The 16847-nt window shown below is 66.1% G+C and carries 17 protein-coding genes; 9 read left to right on the forward strand and 8 right to left on the reverse strand.

The window, feature by feature from the left end; genetic code table 11:
• Positions 1–103 precede the first annotated feature (103 nt).
• From VVS03_RS01520 to rimP, 3 genes are all read right to left on the reverse strand, one after another.
• Entirely contained in the window at positions 104–463 is a 360-nt protein-coding gene (locus VVS03_RS01520) for a YlxR family protein (protein ID WP_368533895.1), read from the reverse strand.
• Positions 464–596: 133 nt separating this feature from the next.
• On the reverse strand, positions 597–1613 hold the full coding sequence (nusA, locus tag VVS03_RS01525; protein ID WP_368533894.1) for a transcription termination factor NusA: 1017 nt from the start codon (positions 1611–1613) through the stop codon (positions 597–599).
• 15 nt (positions 1614–1628) lie between these two features.
• Positions 1629–2186, reverse strand: coding sequence for a ribosome maturation factor RimP (gene rimP / locus VVS03_RS01530; protein ID WP_368533893.1), 558 nt, complete (start codon positions 2184–2186; stop codon positions 1629–1631).
• 37 nt (positions 2187–2223) lie between these two features.
• Here rimP and VVS03_RS01535 point away from each other — a divergent pair, with 37 nt between their 5' ends.
• Entirely contained in the window at positions 2224–3135 is a 912-nt protein-coding gene (locus tag VVS03_RS01535) for a DUF4439 domain-containing protein (protein WP_368533892.1), read from the forward strand.
• 217 nt (positions 3136–3352) lie between these two features.
• Positions 3353–3682 (forward strand): transglycosylase family protein, encoded by a 330-nt coding sequence (locus VVS03_RS01540; RefSeq protein ID WP_368519138.1) that lies wholly within the window; start codon positions 3353–3355, stop codon positions 3680–3682.
• Here the strand turns inward: VVS03_RS01540 and VVS03_RS01545 are convergent.
• Together VVS03_RS01545 and VVS03_RS01550 are read right to left on the reverse strand one after the other, a co-directional pair.
• Entirely contained in the window at positions 3679–4035 is a 357-nt protein-coding gene (locus tag VVS03_RS01545) for a hypothetical protein (protein ID WP_368533891.1), read from the reverse strand. The two genes, VVS03_RS01540 and VVS03_RS01545, sit on opposite strands and share 4 nt — an antisense overlap.
• The gene (locus VVS03_RS01550; protein ID WP_368533890.1) at positions 4028–5788 is read right to left on the reverse strand and encodes a proline--tRNA ligase; all 1761 of its coding nucleotides are present in this window, start codon (positions 5786–5788) and stop codon (positions 4028–4030) included. The genes VVS03_RS01545 and VVS03_RS01550 overlap by 8 nt, the downstream gene beginning before the upstream one ends.
• A gap of 30 nt (positions 5789–5818) precedes the next feature.
• Between VVS03_RS01550 and yaaA the strand changes: the two genes are divergently transcribed.
• Positions 5819–6583, forward strand: coding sequence for a peroxide stress protein YaaA (gene yaaA, locus VVS03_RS01555; RefSeq protein WP_368533889.1), 765 nt, complete (start codon positions 5819–5821; stop codon positions 6581–6583).
• Between the two features lie 18 nt (positions 6584–6601).
• Here yaaA and VVS03_RS01560 read toward each other — a convergent pair whose 3' ends face one another.
• On the reverse strand, positions 6602–7894 hold the full coding sequence (locus VVS03_RS01560; protein WP_368533888.1) for a DUF4921 family protein: 1293 nt from the start codon (positions 7892–7894) through the stop codon (positions 6602–6604).
• Positions 7895–7945: 51 nt separating this feature from the next.
• Between VVS03_RS01560 and VVS03_RS01565 the strand changes: the two genes are divergently transcribed.
• Positions 7946–8812: a PhzF family phenazine biosynthesis protein gene (locus VVS03_RS01565; RefSeq protein ID WP_368534565.1), complete on the forward strand. Its 867-nt coding sequence runs from the start codon at positions 7946–7948 to the stop codon at positions 8810–8812.
• 19 nt (positions 8813–8831) lie between these two features.
• Positions 8832–10298: a YdiU family protein gene (locus VVS03_RS01570; RefSeq protein ID WP_368534566.1), complete on the forward strand. Its 1467-nt coding sequence runs from the start codon at positions 8832–8834 to the stop codon at positions 10296–10298.
• A 128-nt stretch (positions 10299–10426) separates the two neighbouring features.
• On the opposite strand, the gene mqo is transcribed toward VVS03_RS01570, so the two are convergent.
• Entirely contained in the window at positions 10427–11929 is a 1503-nt protein-coding gene (gene mqo, locus VVS03_RS01575) for a malate dehydrogenase (quinone) (RefSeq protein WP_368534567.1), read from the reverse strand.
• A gap of 211 nt (positions 11930–12140) precedes the next feature.
• Here mqo and VVS03_RS01580 point away from each other — a divergent pair, with 211 nt between their 5' ends.
• The 4 genes from VVS03_RS01580 (at position 12141) to VVS03_RS01595 (ending at position 15860) form a co-directional block, all read left to right on the forward strand.
• A complete protein-coding gene (locus VVS03_RS01580; RefSeq protein ID WP_368534568.1) occupies positions 12141–13190 on the forward strand; it encodes an alpha/beta hydrolase in 1050 nt (349 codons plus the stop codon).
• Positions 13191–13278: 88 nt separating this feature from the next.
• Positions 13279–14685: a mycothione reductase gene (gene mtr / locus VVS03_RS01585; RefSeq protein WP_368534569.1), complete on the forward strand. Its 1407-nt coding sequence runs from the start codon at positions 13279–13281 to the stop codon at positions 14683–14685.
• 353 nt (positions 14686–15038) lie between these two features.
• Entirely contained in the window at positions 15039–15419 is a 381-nt protein-coding gene (locus tag VVS03_RS01590) for a hypothetical protein (RefSeq protein ID WP_368533886.1), read from the forward strand.
• A 42-nt stretch (positions 15420–15461) separates the two neighbouring features.
• Positions 15462–15860, forward strand: a complete 399-nt coding sequence (locus VVS03_RS01595) for a hypothetical protein (protein WP_368533885.1) — start codon at positions 15462–15464, stop codon at positions 15858–15860.
• A gap of 104 nt (positions 15861–15964) precedes the next feature.
• Here the strand turns inward: VVS03_RS01595 and map are convergent, their stop codons facing one another.
• Entirely contained in the window at positions 15965–16834 is an 870-nt protein-coding gene (gene map / locus VVS03_RS01600) for a type I methionyl aminopeptidase (RefSeq protein WP_368519126.1), read from the reverse strand.
• Between the last annotated feature and the right edge of the window lie 13 nt (positions 16835–16847).

The following is a 16847-nucleotide window of genomic DNA, read 5'->3' on the forward strand; positions in this document are numbered from 1 at the left end:
CTCCTCTTGGGTTAGCTAGAGGCCATAAGCGCCGGAAAGGCGGTCATGACCCCTAGGGTTTACGTAGGACTTTCATCGCTGATGCTTCATCGTTGTGCGCTCATCAGTGTTCGGTCTTCCTTACAATCTCAGGGTCTTCCCCACGGCCGTTGCCGGCCGTGGCATGGGGTTCCTTGGCGGTTTCTTCCTCCAAGTACTTTCTAATCTGACCTGTGTCCACAGCTGCAGACACGCGAAGAGCCCGCCCGAAGGCGCGCCTTTTCTCCGCTAGCTCGTAGGCAGCCAGGGTGGGCTGGATCCACGCTCCCCTCCCCGGATGTGCACGCTGCGGATCGGGCACGGCGATGACCGTGCCGTCTGGGGTGGTGGTTGCCACCACGCGCAGCAGTTCCGAGTCAGGATGCGTCGTTCGGTGGGCGATACAAGTGCGAAGCCGGATGGGTCGGGCCCGATTAGCTCGCACTCATTACCTCCGAATCTTGGCTTTGCTCCATGAAACCTGGCCGCGTTAGGGCCTTCCAATAGTTTACGGCAAAGTGGACTAAAAATGAACTTAGGCCCCACACTCCGCGTGTGGGGCCTAGGTCGTCTCGCGCCTATTCGTGGGCGGCGGCGTCCGCGTCCGAATGGATGTCGATCTTCCAGCCGGTCAGGCGCGCGGCCAGGCGGGCGTTTTGGCCTTCCTTGCCGATGGCCAGGGACAGCTGGTAGTCCGGCACGGTCACGCGGGCGACCTGGGCGTCCGGGTCGAGCACCTCAACGCGCACCACCTTGGACGGGGCCAGGGCGTTGCCGACGTAGACCTCCGGGGAATCGTGGTAGTCGATGATGTCGATCTTCTCGCCGCCGAGCTCGCGCATGATGTTGTTCACGCGCTGGCCGCGCGGGCCGATGCAGGCGCCCTTGGCGTTGAGCCCCTTGACGGTGCCGCGCACGGAGACCTTCGAGCGGTGGCCGGCCTCGCGGGCGATCGCCAGGATCTCCACGGCCTTATCCGCGACCTCCGGCACCTCGAGCTCGAAGAGCCCGCGGACGAGCTCCGGGTGGGTGCGCGAGAGGTTGATCTGGACGTTGTTGCCGTTGCGGCTGACCCCTACGACGTAGGCCTTGACGCGGTCGCCGTGCTCCAGCTTCTCGCCCGGGATCTGCTCGGCCGGCAGCAGGATGCCGTCCTGCGGCTCGGCCTCGGTGCCCAGCTGCACGACGATGATGCCGCGGGCGTTCAGCGTGGCCTCGCGCTCGACGATGCCGGAGACCACGGTGCCCTGGATGTGAGAGTAGGAATCGAAAGTGCGGTCGGCCTCGGCCATGCGCAGGCGGCCGTAGATGGCCTCGCGGACTGCCCGGGCCCCGACGCGGCCGAAGTTTTCCGGCGTGTCATCGTATTCGGTGGCCAGCTCCCCCGTCTCCGGGTCCAGCTCGCTGACGATGACGGCGACCGCGCCGGTCTCCGAGTCGATGTCCACGCGGGCCTTGGCGTTGTCCCCGGCCGAGCCGCCGCGGTAGTCCAGGTAGGAGCTCAGCAGGGCGCCCGCGATGGAGCGCAGCAGCTCAGATACCGGAACCTCGCGTTCTTTTTCGATGGCTCGCAGTGCCGCCAGATCAATATTCACTTGTCGATCCTCTCGTTAGGCCGAGACGCGCTCGGCCGCATGTTCAAAGTCTTCGCGCGCTACTTCCAGCTCGGCGGCTGAAGGTTTCGCGAATTCAATTTCTACCACTGCCCGGGCGATATTAGCCAATCGCAGGATCGCCACCTCGAGGTCCTTCTTGACGGTGCGGACCGCAATGACCTCGGTGTTATCCGCGTTGAGAGCTCCCAGCCGCCAGACGGTGCGCTGGCCCGGGGCATCGGCCAGCTCGACGGCCACCTGGCGGCCCTGGTTGCGGCGGAAGTGCCGCGGGGCAGTAAGCGGCAGGTCCACGCCCGGGGTGGAGACCTCCAGGGTGTAACCGGCGCCGAAGTTGAGCTCGCCGGCGTCCTCGGCGGCATCAAAGCGCTGGGAGATGAGATCGGAGACCTCTTCCAGCACGTCCGAGGTCGGCCGCTTATCCCCGTCCACACGGATGATTACCTGTGATTTCTTGCCCGCCCGCGTGGTCTTGATGTCTTCGACGTCGAGGCCGCGGTCCTGGATGAGCGGTTGCACGAATTCAGTCAATGTTGCCGAGTCTGGGAAAGCCATAACCTCTAGCCTAACCCGACCGGGTACAGTCTCTTGCGTGAACCGCCGAAAGCTTGCCGCCCCTGCCGTCGCCGTTATCGCGCTCGTGCCCGCCACGACCGCCTGCCAACCCGTAGTGGACTATTTCGGTCCCCGCCCGGACGCGACCCTGGTGGAGCTGGCCCAGGCCGCGGAAGCTGACGCCCAGGCATTGAATACCACCGATCCCGAAAACGCGGACTTGCGCCAGGGCCAGGCCGACGCCCTCTTCGCGGAGGTCGCCCGCCTGTGTGGCACCCAGGACGGAAAAGTGCCGGAGTCGTGCGAAGTGGAGCACGCCGCCGAAGCCACAGCCGACGGACAAACAGCCACGGGCGAAGGCGCGGAAGACTCCGCGGCCGTGCTCACCCGGGCCCGTGACGAGGTGCTTGGCCAGCTCACCTCCGTGACGGCCGAGTCCCGCCCCCTGGTCACCGACCAGGCCATCGATCTCTCCGCCGCTGTCAATGGACTTGCCGCGGAGGCTGGCGCGGGCGCGGGTTCCGAGTCCGATCCCGCGCCCGAGCTGGCGGTCGATGCCCTCGATCCGGAGCAGGCCGAGGCCGCGCGCGAGCTGTTGGACTGGGAATACCAGCAGTCCTTCGGGCTGGATTTCGCCCGCGCGTTTGCCGAGCCCTGGCTCGAGCCCATCATCGACGCCCGCTTGGACGCCCACGCGCACCTGACCGCCCAGCTCCAGCAGGCGCTGGCGGCCACCGGCGACGTTCCGCAGCCGGCCGCCGGCTACGAGCCGGCCGGGCTGGAGCTGCCCACGGACGCGGCCAGCGCCGAACAGTTCGTGCGGTCCCTGCGCGAATCCAACGCCGAGACCTGGCGGGCTGCCGCCACCGAGGAGGCCGCGCGCTTGAGCGGGCAGTCGGCCTCCACCGAGTGGCGCGACTGGCTCATCGCGGTCGCCGCCCGCTCCTAGCGGGATTGATCGCGGTTGCGGCGGCGTCGCGGGCACCCCGGCGCAGCGGCGAGCTTAACGCCGCCTGAACGGGCGGCCAGAAAACCGTTATCGGTTTTTGCGGAGGTTTTCATTGCATGGCCGCGGGGGACGATCCTAAGTTGGACGGTCGTTGGTTGCCGACGGGCTCGGTAGCTCGCGCAACCAGACAGACCTTGCAGCCTATTTTTAGGAGTTTATGTTTTCCCGGAAGTCTTTCCTGTCCGCCGCAGCCGCTACCGCGATCGGTGTCGCCGGCCTCGCCGCCCCGACCGCGGGCGCCGCTAGCGCCGACGCCTGGCAGCAGGTAGCCGCCTGCGAGTCCGGCGGCGACTGGTCGATCAACACCGGCAACGGCTACTACGGCGGCCTGCAGTTCAACGCCCAGACCTGGGCGGCACACGGCGGCCAGCAGTACGCCCCGCAGGCCGACCAAGCCACCCCGGAACAGCAGATCGCCGTGGCGGAAAACGTCCTGGCCACCCAGGGCCCGGGCGCCTGGCCGAACTGCGGCGGCCCGCTGGGCTAGTTCGCCTGATAGATACGGCGCGCCAGCTGCAGCATGGGAATCTGCAGCGGCAAGCGCACCACGTGATAGCAGCGCTTCGGCACCGAGCCGGAGCGCTCTTTCCATGCGTGGTAGAAGTTGGCCGGCCACACCGCCAGCAGCAAGGCGTACGCGCTGGCCGCGCCCGCCCGGCGGGTGTCCTTGCGCCACAGCAGGCCGGCGGTGGCTAGCTCCCACAGCCCCGAGGCGTAGTTGTACAGCCGCGGGTGGCCGGGCAGCTGCGGCGGGACGATGGACTCGAATGCGTCGCGCGCGGCGAAGTGCAGCACTCCCATGCCGCCCAGGGCCGCGGCGAAAACCTGTGCCCTATTCATTGCCACGCACCCGCTCCACCAGGGTGTCGACAATCTCATCAACCGGGACCTCGAGGGTCTCGCCGCCGCGCACGCGCAGCTCGATGATGCCGTCGGCGAAAGAGCGGCCGAGGATGGCGATAAACGGCATGCCCAGTAGCTCGGCGTCCTTGAACTTCACGCCCGGGGAGACCTTGGGGCGGTCGTCGAAGAGGACCTCGATGCCGCGCTGGTCGAGCTTGTCGACCAGCTCATCGCCGGCGGCCATGGCGGCCTGGTCCTTGTTCGCGACGACCACGTGCACCTGGTAGGGCGCGACCTCCACCGGCCAGTTCAGGCCCTTGTCGTCGTGGCGCTGCTCCGCCAGCACGGCCAGCATGCGGGTAATGCCGATGCCGTAGGAGCCCATGGTGGGCGTGGCGCGCTTGCCGTTTTCGTCGAGGATGGACACGTTGAAGGCCTCGGTGTACTTGCGGCCCAGCTGGAAGATGTGGCCCAGCTCGATGCCGCGCTCCAGGCGCAGGGTGCCCTGGCCTTCCGGCGCCGGATCGCCTTCGCGGATTTCGGCGGCCTCGACGAATTCGTCGACGTTAAAGTCGCGGCCGGCCACCAGGCCGACGGTGTGGCGCTGCGGCGCGTCCGCGCCGGTGATCCAGGAGGTGCCGTTGACCACGCGCGGGTCGGCGAGCACGCGCACGCCGTTGTCGTTGAGCGACTTCGGCCCGACGTAGCCCTTGACCAGGAAGTCGTGGCGGGCGAAGTCGACCTCCTCGGCCAGCTCGAACTCGGCCGGCTCGAGGCTGGCCTCCAGGCGCTTCTCATCCAGCTGGCGATCGCCCGGGATGAGCACGCCGGCCAGCTCCCAGTCCCCGCCCGGCTGGCGGGTCTTGATGACCATGCACTTGAGGGTGTCGGCGGCCTCGACGGCCCGGCCGTCGACCTCGATGCCCGCCTCGCGGGCCCAGTCCACCAGGGCCTCGATGGTGCCGGCCTCCGGGGTCTCGTGGATTTCAGCGGCCGGAGCGCCGGAGAAATCGCGCTCGGCCGGGGCCTGGGTGACCACGGCCTCGACGTTGGCGGCGTAGTCGCCGTCGGTGGCGCGGACGAAGGTGTCCTCGCCCACCGGGGACACGGCCAGGAATTCTTCCGAGGCCGACCCGCCCATCGCGCCCGAGGTGGCCTGGCAGATGGCGTAATCGATCTCCAGGCGGTTGAAGATGTTCTGGTAGGCGCGGCGGTGGCGCTGGTAGCTGTCCTCCAGGCCCTCGTCGGACATGTCGAAGGAATAGGAATCCTTCATGGTGAACTCACGCCCGCGGAGCACGCCCGCGCGGGGGCGCTCCTCGTCGCGGTACTTGGTCTGGATCTGGTACAAGGTCACCGGGAAATCCTTGTAGGACGAGTACATGTCCTTGACCGCAGTGGTGAACATCTCCTCGTGCGTCGGCCCGAGTAGCATGTCCGCGCCCTTGCGGTCCTTCAGACGGAAGAGGTTGTCGCCGTACTCGGTCCACCGGTTGGTGTCCTCGTAGGGCTCGCGCGGCAGCAGCGCCGGGAAGAGCACTTCCTGGCCGCCGATGGCGTTCATTTCCTGGCGCACGACGTCTTCGATCTTGCGCAGCGCCCGCAACCCCAGCGGCAACCACGTGTAGATGCCCGGCGCGGTTCGGCGCACGTAGCCCGCGCGGACCAGCAGCTTGTGGCTAGGGACTTCCGCATCCGCAGGATCTTCGCGGAGGGTACGTAAAAACAGCTCAGACAGGCGAGTAATCATGTCACAAATATACCCCGCTACCCTAAAGCTATGTTCATCATCCTCCCTCCCTCAGAGACGAAGTCGACCGGCGGCGAAGGCGCGCCCCTTAATCTGGATTCCCTGTCCTTTCCGGCGCTGAACGAAATCCGGCAGGACATAGCCGCGGATCTGAGCGCGCTCGAGCCCCGCGAGGCCCTCGGCGTGCTGGGAATTTCCGAAAAGCTCCTGGCGTCGGCGGAGGCGAACCAACAGCTTTTTACCACCCCCACTACCCCGGCGCTCTACCGCTACACCGGCGTGCTCTACGACGCCCTGGAGCCGGCCAGCCTGCCGCCTGCCGCGCTCGAGCGCCTGGCGGTCGGCTCGGCCCTGTTCGGGGTCGTGCGCGCCGGGGACTTCATCCCGCACTACCGCCTGTCGGGCTCGACCAAGCTGCCCCGGCGCGCCCAGCCCGGGCAGGCCGCGCCCACGATGAAGAAGCGCTGGGGCAAGGCCATCACCAACGAGTTGCGCGCTGTGCAGGAAGACGGCGAGCTCATCATCGACCTGCGCTCCGGGGCCTACAAGCAGCTGGGCCCGGTGTCCGGTGCGCTGACGCTGCGCGTGGAATCCGTGCAGCCGGACGGCAGCCGCAAGGTGGTCAGCCACTTCAACAAGCACTACAAGGGCCTGGCCGCGCGCGAGCTCGCCGGCGCTGAGCAGCCCGCCAGCGATGCCGAGGGGGTGGCCGAGCTGCTGGGCAGTGCCGGCTTCACGGTGGAGCTGCCCGCGACCACCGGCCGGCCCGCCGGGGAACTCACGCTCGTGGTCTAGCCCGCCGCCTTCTGTTCCTTACAGGCTGTAGCGCAGGCAGTTGTGCTCGGTGCGGCACTCGTCGCCGAGGCGGATATCCGGGGCTACCCGGCCTTCCGCGTGGGCGGTAGTCAGCGCGTCGAGCACCTTGTCTTTCAGGCCCGACGGGCTGATGGTGTTGATGTAGATCTTGGTGCCGCCCTCGAAGCCGGCCAGCGTCGAGATGCGCAGCTTGATGAGGATCCGCCAGGGCTGCGGCACGGCCACGTCGACGGGCTGGTGGTGCCATTCCTCGTTGCAGGCCACGGCCGGGCCCACCGCCGCGTGGGCCGCGTGGACCAGGTCACTGACCGCCCGCACTTCCTCGGCGCTCTGGCGCCAGGGGCGGCCGATGGCGGACTTGGAGAAGACCTCCAGCGTCGGGTAGCGGTGCCCGAAACCGGCGAAAAGCACCGCGTGCTGGTTCTCCGCGATGACGAGGTTGTGCTTCGCGGCGTATCCCACCGCCCACTCGTTGTACATGTTCGGGTGGGAGCGCAGCAGTTGGGCCTCCCGCTGGGAGGCCATACCGCGGTCGTCGATAGCCACCAGCTGCTTGTGCAGGTGCTCAAACGACGCCCCCGCCGGCGCCAGCCAGTTCTGGAACGCGGCCACGTAGGAGACGTACCGGTTGTGCTCGTAGAGATCCCGCATGGAGTCGATGCACAGCTGCATCATCCGCAGGTGCTCGTCCGGGGTCAGCCGCCCGGAGGACAATAGCCCGCCGGCGGAGTCCACGTGCCGGTCGGCGATGATGACGTCGTGCCCGCCGCCGAAAAACGGCGCGGCCGCGGCCTGGAATTCCTCCTCCCCGCGGGGCAGGTCCTGCCTGCTGGCTTTGGCCTTCGCCGCGATGATGGCCTCGACGTGGCGGCGGCCCTCCGGGTTCGCGAGGTAAGCCTCCTGGTGGGCGGCGGTGGCGGGGTCCATGCGGTAGCCGTAGTTGGCGCGCCAGTAGTCGTAGGAGACGATTTCGAACAGGTTGGGCACGCGCCTAAACAACGGTGCCGTCGCGTCGAGTTCCGCGGGCATGGCGTGCCGGACGATGGTCCCGTCGGCCAGGATCCGTGCCTTTTCCGGCGGGGTTTCCAGCTTTCGCCCAGTACAGAAGGCGCAGCGCTTATCGTCGTCCCCTTCGGCGGGGTGAGGCGTGCCGTTGGTGGTGGCCAAGGGGCGGTTGCCCCGGCCGGGCACCGTCCACACCTCCGTCCCGGAGAAGGGGTTGACCTGTTTGATGGTGCCGTCGACCATGGTCTGGATGGGCTCGACGCGGGAAAACAACGGCAAGTTCATGCCCTCTACCTTAGGCGGGATCGCGCGGGCCGACGCGCTAAGATCGCCGCCATGCGCCACGAATATTGCGAAGCCGATGTCTTTGCCACCACCGCCTTTAGCGGCAACCCGCTCGCGGTCATCGCCGACGCGGACGCTCTAAGCGACCAGCAGATGCAGGCCATAGCCAATTGGACGAACCTGTCCGAGACGGCGTTCCTGCTGCGTCCGACCACCCCGGAGGCGGACTACCGGGTGCGGATTTTCACCCCGCACACCGAGCTTCCCTTCGCCGGACACCCCACCCTGGGTAGCGCGCGGGCCTGGCTCGCCTTCGGCGGCACCCCGCGCCAGCCCGGCCGGCTAACGCAGGAATGTGCCGCGGGCCTTATCCCCATCCGCCAGGAAGCCGCCGGCGACGGCCCCCTCTTCTTCGCCACCCCGCCCCTGCAGAAAAAGGGCCCGCTGAGCGAGGAAGAGCTGGCCGACAGCTGTCGTGCAATCGGCGTGGACCCGGCCGCGGTCATCTCCCACGCCTGGGTGGACAACGGCCCGGGCTGGCGCATGGTCCAGCTCGCCGATGCCGCCGCCGTGCGCGCCATCGATACCTTCCGCCCCACCACCCCGCACAAGCTGGGCGTCGTGGGCATGACTGGACAGGCCAGCGAAAACGTCGACCACAGCGACGACGACAAGGATGATTCCCCGGCCTATGTCATCCGGGCGTTCACGCCCGACCACGAGGATCCCGTGACCGGCTCGCTCAACGGCGGGGCAGCCCAGTTCCTGCGCTCCCAAGGGGCAGTGGGACCGGAGTACTGGGTCAGCCAGGGCACGTGCCGCGGCCGCGCCGGGCGGGTGGAGATCCGCGACACCGGCGAGGACCTCTGGGTGGGCGGCCGCGCCACGGTGCGGATCGCCGGCCACGTGGATATTTAAATCCCGTTAGGCTGGGCCCATGACCTTTGATCTAGGCAACGGCACCGAACTAACCGCCGACTTCGCCCAGGCGCTGCCCGACTTCGTGCGCGCTAGCTGGGGCGAAGAGCAGCCCGACCCGCGCCTGGTGCTGCTCAACCGGCCGCTGGCAGTTCGTCTCGGCCTCGACCCGGAGTGGTTGGCCAGCCCGGAGGGCATTACCTTCCTGTGCGGCCGCGGCAACCCCGCGGACCAGCCCCCGCAGGCGATGGCTTACGCCGGCTTCCAGTTCGGGCAGTTCAACCCGCACATGGGCGACGGGCGCGCCCTGCTGCTGGGCGAGGTCCGCGACGCGGACGGGGTCCTGCGGGATCTGCACGTCAAGGGCTCGGGCCGGACGCCGTTTTCCCGGCCGGGCGCGGATGGGCGCGCCACCCTGCCGGCCATGCTGCGCGAGTACGTTTTCTCCGAGGCCCTGCACGCCATGGGGATCCCCACCACGCGCTGCCTGGCGGTCATCTCCACCGGCCGGCCCGTGGCCCGGGAGCGCGCCCTGCCCGGCGGCATTTCCGTCCGCGTGGCGGCCAGTCACCTGCGGGTGGGCACGTTCCACTACGCGCAGCTGCGCGGCCCGGAGGCCACCCGCTCGCTGGCGGACTACGCCATCCGGCGACACTACCCCGCCCTGGCGGATACCACCGAGCCCTACCGGGACTTCTTCCGCGCGGTCATGGACGCCCAGATAGCCACCGTCGTCCGCTGGCAGGAGACCGGCTTCATCCACGGCGTGATGAACACGGACAACACGACGATCTCCGGCGAAAGCATCGACTTCGGCCCCTGCGCTTTCGGGGAGCGCTTCGACCCGCACGCGGTCTTTTCCTCCATCGACCGCTTCGGCCGCTATGCCTTCGGGCACCAGCCCAACATCCTGGGTTGGAACCTGACTCGCCTGGCCGAGTCCCTGCTTCCCATCTTGGGCGACGACGCCAACCGCGCGGCCGAGGTAGCCCAGCAGGAAGTCGATAGCTTCGGCGAGCGCTTCGGCGAGTACGTCACCGCCTACACCCGGCGGAACACGCTGGGACTTTCCGATAACACCCCGGACGCGCTGGTGCGCCGCTGGCGCGAGCTGCTCGCCGAGAGCCAGCCGGATCTGTGCACCTGCCACCGCGAGCTTGCCGCGGCCGCCGGCGGGGATGCTGCGGTCACCCGGCGCCTAGCCGACACTCTGGGCGAGACGGAATGGGTAAACGAGTGGCTGGCCGCCGGCCCGGATGCCGCGCGCCTCGACCGGCACCACCCGCGTTTCATCCCGCGGCCGCGCGCGGTGGAAAATGCCCTGGACGCCGCCGCGGACGGGGACTTCGCCCCCACCGAGCGCCTCGTGGCCGCCCTGACCGACCCGGGCGAGGGCGTGGACGCGCTGCCGGATAACGAGCGCGAGCTGCTCACCCACCCGGACCCGGGTGGCTTGGAGAACTACCTGACCTACTGCGGGACCTAGCGCCGCCGTATCCCCGCCGCCCCCACGGGCGTGACGGTCACTGTCTTAAAAACGCACCAAGCCCCGCCGAACGGCGTAGCGCCGTGGCGGGGCTTGGTGTTGAAAGAAACCGTCTTTAGCTAGCAGGCTTAGGCCTGGTCCAGCTTCAGGGTCTTCTGGGTGAACTCCCACATCTCGTCGAAGAGCTTCTGGTTCTTGGTCAGCTTCTCGCCGTAGGACGGGATCATCTCGTAGATCTTCTCGGACCACTGGATCATGTGCTCACCGAAGCAGCGCTCCAGCAGCTCCAGCATGACGGCCGGGGCGATGGAAGCGCCCGGGGAGGCGCCGAGCAGGCCGGCGATGTTGCCCTCCGGGTTGTTGATCAGCGTGGTGCCGAATTCCAAGGAGCCGAAGCGCGGGGCCGGGGCCGGCTTGATGACCTGGACGCGCTGGCCGGCCACGATGGTCTCCCAGTCGTTCGGGTCGGCGGACGGCACGTACTCGCGCAGGGACTTCATGCGGTCGTCGAAGTCCTTCATGACCTCCTGCACCAGGTACTTGGTCAGGCCGAACTCCTGGGCGGCCACGCCCAGGTAGGACGGGATGTTGTCCGGGCGGATGGACTTGAACAGGTCCAGGTTGGAGCCCTTCTTCAGGAACTTCGGGGTCCAGCCACCGTACGGGCCGAACAACAGGCCCTTCTCGCCGTCGATGACGCGGGTGTCCAGGTGCGGCACGGACATCGGCGGGGCGCCGACGCTGGCCTTGCCGTAGACCTTGGCCTGGTGCTGCTGGATGAGCTCCGGGTTGGTGGCGCGCAGCCAGAGGCCGGAGACCGGGAAGCCCGCGTAGCCGGCAACCTCGCGGACGCCGGCCTTGCGCAGCAGGCCGAGGGCGTAGCCGCCCGCGCCGACGAAGACGAACTTCGCCTTGGTCATCTGGGTATCACCGGTGTGGCGGTTCTTGGAGTAAATCTTCCACACGCCGCCGTCGCGCTTGAGGTCGTAGACCTCCTGGCCGTAGCGGACCTCGGTGCCGGCAGCCTTGGCGGCGGTGAGGAACTGCTTGGTCAGGGCGCCGAAGTTGACGTCGGTTCCCACGTCGGTCCAGGAGATAGCGACCTTCTGGGAGTTGAAGTCGCGGCCCTGGGCCATGAGCGGAAGCTTCTCTGCGAAGACGGAATCATCCGCGGAGAACTGCATCTCGGGGAACATGTGGTTCTGGTTGAGCAGTTCGTAGCGGCGGCGCAGGTAGTCCACCTGGATCTCGCCCTGGGCGAAGGACATGTGGGGAACCTGGTTGATGAATTCCCGCGGGTCCGTCAAGATGCCGTTGTTGAGCTGGTGGGACCAGAACTGGCGGGAGACCTGGAACTTCTCATTGATATTCATCGCCTTGGAGGCGTCAATGCGGCCGTTCTTCTCCGGGGTGTAGTTAAGCTCACACAGCGCGGAGTGACCGGTACCGGCGTTGTTCCACGGGGAGGAGGACTCCTCGGCGGGAGCGTCAAGACGCTCGAAGACCATCTGGGTCCAGCTGGGCTCAAGTTCGCGGAGCATCGCACCCAGGGTGGCGCTCATAATGCCGGCGCCGACGAGTGCTACGTCTACCTCGTCTACTGCTTGGACGACGTTTTTTGCGGGGGACACCTTGTTACTTACCTCTTCATATTCAACATGATTGTGGTCAAAGTTTCGCAAAAGGGGCTATCCGATCCTTTCGCAGCGCAGTGCCTGGGTCACCGGCTTCGCGGCCCCAGGCAAACGCGTTGTCTACAACCCTACGCTGGTAGCCCGGCGATTTGTACTGACGCCCCGCCAATCGCGCGATTGGCGCCCAGTTGTGCCTAAAGTTGGGGGCATGAGTGTGAACCAATCCGACCACTGGCACCCGGACCGCTTGGGCGCGGGATTTTCCGCCCGCACCCTCGAATTAGGCCCCGATCCGCTGGGCGAAGGCGACCTGTGCGCCACCCTCGTGCGGTACTACCCCGGCCCGGATGGAGAAGCCACGGACGGCGGCGCCGCTACCCCTGCGGGGGCCGAAAAGGACGAAGAGTTCACTGCCCGCCCAGCCCTTTTGTGGGTACACGGCATGACCGACTACTTCTTCCAGGCACACGTGGCGCGCTATTTCCACGACCGCGGCTATGCCTTCTACGCCATTGATCTACACAAATGTGGCCGCTCCCGCCGGGAGGGCCAGACGTGGCATTATGCCGCGGCGATGGAAGAATACTTCGCCGATCTCGACGCGGCCTTGGAAGAAATCTGCGGCCCGCACCCGGATGTCACTCCTATCGCGCACTCGACGGCCGGGGTCATCGTGCCACTCTGGTTGGACCGGCTGCGCACGTCCCAGCCCGCCGCACACGCGCGGGTGTCCTCCGCGATCTTCAATAGCCCGTGGCTCGACATCATGGGCGTGCCGCGGCCCGCCCTGCGGGCCGCCAAGCCGGTCATCAACGCCATCGGCAAGGCCTTCCCCAAGGTGGCCTTCCCCGGCGGGGGCTTGAGCGCTTTCGGCGACTCCATCCACGCCTCCCGCTACGGCGAGTGGGACTACGACACCACCTTGAAGCCGCTGTCCGGGCACAAGAAGTACCTGGGCTGGCTGCGCGGGGTCATTGCCGGCCAAGACCAGATCCACCAAGGGGCCATCGATATCGGTGTGCCGGGTCTAGTGCTGTGCTCGACCCGCTCGCGGCTGGGCAAGCCCTATTCGCCGGAGACGGATACGGCCGATGCCGTCGTGGATGTCTCCCAGACCGTCCACTGGGCTCCCCGCTTGGGCCAAGACATTACCGTCTGTCCGATCCTGGGCGCCCGGCACGAAGTCTTTTTGTCGCTGCCACCCGCGCGCCGCGAAGCCTTTGAGATTAGCTCCCGCTGGCTAGCACAGGCACACTAGTACTTAAGAGGACTTTCCGTCCCAGGCTCCCCGTAGCCCCGGCCCTGCAAGGCCCCTCTTCCCCACTATTTATATAAGGAGAAAACCCATGACCCAGTCCGCCGCCCCGGCTGTCGATGCCCACTACGACCTCATCATCATCGGCGCCGGTTCGGGTAACTCTATCCCTACCCCGGAATTCGACGACAAGTCCATCGCCATCGTCGAGTCCGGCCGCTTCGGGGGAACCTGCATGAACGTCGGCTGCATCCCGACGAAGATGTACGTCTACGCCGCCGATACCGCCTACGGCGCCCGCACGGCCGACAAGCTGGGCATCCAGGCACACGTGGACAACGTCGACTGGGGCTCCATCGTGGACCGAGTCTTCCACCAGCGCATCGATAAGATCGCCGAGGGCGGCGAGGCCTACCGCCGCGGCGACGAGACCCCGAATATTACGGTCTACGACCAGCACGCCAGCTTCATAGGCCCCAAGACCATCCGCACCGGCCAGGGCGAGGAGGCCAAGACGATTAGCGGCGAGCAGATCATCATCGCTACCGGCTCGCGCCCGCTTATCCCCGAGGTATACGCGAACTCCGGAGTTCGCTACCGCACCAACGAGGACATCATGCGCCTGGAGCGGCAGCCGAAGTCGCTGATCATCGTCGGCGGCGGCTTCATCGCCATGGAATTTGCCCACGTCTTCGATGGGCTGGGCACGAAGGTCACCATCGTCAACCGCTCGGAGGAACTGCTGCGCTTCCTCGACAAGGACCTGTCTGCCCGCTTTAACGAGCAGGCCAAGGAACGCTTCGAGGTCATCACGGGCGCCAACGGCACCGCGCTGCGCGAAGGCGGCGAGGGCGTGGAGCTAGAGCTGGACAACGGCCAGACCATCACCGCCGAGGAGATCCTCATCGCCACCGGCCGCGTGCCCAACGGCGACCAGATGAACCTGGACTCTGCCGGGATTGAGATGCGCGAGGACGGGCGCATCGCCGTCGACGACTACGGCCGCACCACCGCGGAGGGCGTGTGGGCACTGGGCGACGTCTCCTCGCCCTACATGCTCAAGCACGTCGCCAACGCGGAGACCAAGGCCGTGCGCCACAACATCTTGCACCCGGACGGCATGCGCCCGATGCCCCACGACTTGGTGCCCTCCGCCATTTTCACGCACCCGCAGATTGCCACCGTGGGTCTTACCGAGGAGGCCGCCCGCGAGCAGGGCTACGACGTGACCGTCAAGGTCCAGGACTACGGCGATGTGGCCTACGGCTGGGCTATGGAAGACCACACCGGCATCTGCAAGCTGATTGCGGACAAAGCCACCGGCCAGCTGCTGGGCGCACACTACTACGGCCCGCAGGCCTCCACCCTCATCCAGCAGATGATCACCGTGATGACCTTCGGCTTGGACGTGCGTGAGGTCGCCACGAAACAGTATTGGATCCACCCGGCCCTGCCGGAGCTCACCGAGAACGCACTTCTGGGGCTAGATTTTTCCTAAATTCTCCCAAAATATTCATCCGGGGCCTCGGTGTCACTACTTTTTCTCTAGTCACAGTAGTAACACCGACCCCGGCCTAACAGGACTTTAGGGTGGAACAGTTGTCCTTAATTGAATTTAAGTTTATTAAGCTTGGAGAAGACTGATAGTTTTTCCTCCCCCAATTAGTGTGAACAAGCTGCATTTGCGCACCATATCCGTTAGCATTTCTATTTGACACCGGCTCCAGCCACTGTCCGGGGACCGAGTGTAATCTGGCAATTTGCTGGAATTGTCACAAAACACAATGGGTTTCCACGAGGGAAGCCTTGCACATTACGACCTCTCTTAAGGAATTAACTTAAGGAATTAATATGCGTATTCGCAAAGCAGCCATCGCTGGCGCCACTGCCGTTGCTGTAGCCTTCAGCGGCACCTCCATTGCTACCGCTGAGACCACCGTTGACCAGGACGGCAACCAGATCGTCGTCGATGACCACACCAACCAGGTCGATCACCCGGAAGACAAGGGCGAGCAGAGCCTGTCCTCCAAGATCAACATCGGTCTGAACCTTGAGGCCGACAAGCCGGCCAACGGTGTTGCCATCTTCGGCTCCTCCAAGGACTTCGGCGATGTTCCGAACTGGGCCAAGGCTCTCTACGGCCTGCTGATCGCCGGCGGCATCGGCACCGCCCTGGGCATGATCGTTGGCCCGCTGGATAACTTCATCAAGTACGGCCCGTTCTCCCGCTAAGACAGCACTCAGCTCAACTCGTTTCCCTGAAAGGTAACTAAAATGCGTAACTTCCGCACCGCAGCTGTTGCTGCCGCCACCGCCCTGACCGTCGCCTTCTCCGGCACCGCCATCGCCTCCGCCGAGGACAACGTCTCCAAGGAGACCAAGTCCAGCTCCATCGGCTCCCTGTCCTCCCAGTGGGGCAAGGACCTGGGCGCTTGGACCGAGGGCGAGGACGGCAAGCCCGTCGTCAAGGACGAGAACCAGGTTACTGGCGACGCCCTCTTCGGCGAGCACCAGGCTGACCGCGAGGACATCGTCGACTGGGGCAACCTGTTCAAGGATGCTACCATCGCCGGCGGCGTTCTGACCCTGGTTGGCGGCCTGATCGCTGCTTACAACTACGCCGTGTTCAACGGCATCCTGCCGGGCCACATCTTCGACGGCCTGTTCAAGTAAAGCGTTAACTCGAATACGCTAAAGCGCCGGTCCCCTTGTGGGGCCGGCGCCTTTTTTATGTCTTCTCCCCGCTCGGCGTGGGCGCCGGCGGGGATGAAGGGTGCCTAGTTCTCGTCCGGGAGGGTGAGGATCTCGTTGCCGTCCTCGGTAATGACCAGGGTGTGCTCGAACTGGGCGGTGAACTTGCCGTCCTTGTTCTGCACGGTCCAGCCGTTGGACCAGATGTCGTAATCCAGGGAGCCCAGGTTGATCATCGGCTCGATGGTCAGGGTCATGCCCGGCTCCAGGACGTTGCGGTAGGCCATGGAGTCGTAGTGCAGCACGACCAAGCCGTTGTGGAAGGTCGGGCCCACGCCGTGGCCGGTGAAGTCCTCGACGACGTTGTAACCGAAGCGCTTGGCATAAGACTCGATGACGCGGCCGATGACGTTGACCTCGCGGCCCGGCTTGGCGGCCTTGATGCCGCGCATCATCGCTTCCTTGGTGCGCTCGACCAGCAGCTTGTGCTCCTCGGAGACGTTGCCGGCGAGGAAGGTGGCGTTGGTGTCGCCGTGCACGCCGTTCTTGTACGCGGTGACGTCGATGTTGACGATGTCGCCGTCCTCAATCACGGTGCTATCCGGGATGCCGTGGCAGACAATCTCGTTGAGGGAAATGCAGCACGACTTCGGGAAGCCCATATACCCCAGGGTCGACGGGTAAGCGCCGTGGTCGCACATGTACTCGTGCGCCACGCGATCGACCTCGTCGGTGGTGACACCCGGGGCGACCGCCTTGCCGGCCTCCTGCAGGGCGTTGGCCGCGATCTTGGAGGCCTCACGCATGGCCTCGATGGTCTCCGGGGTCTGGACGAACGGCTCCCCGATATTTTCTTGGACCGTGTCCTTCCAGACGTATTCGGGGCGCTCGATGGACTCATCGACCGTGCGCACGGGAGTTTCTTTACCAGGTTGCAGTTTTCCGCGGTTAGTCATGGTCTCCATCGTA

It is taken from the genome of Corynebacterium sp. LK2537 (assembly GCF_040946485.1).
Taxonomy (GTDB): Bacteria; Actinomycetota; Actinomycetes; order Mycobacteriales; family Mycobacteriaceae; genus Corynebacterium.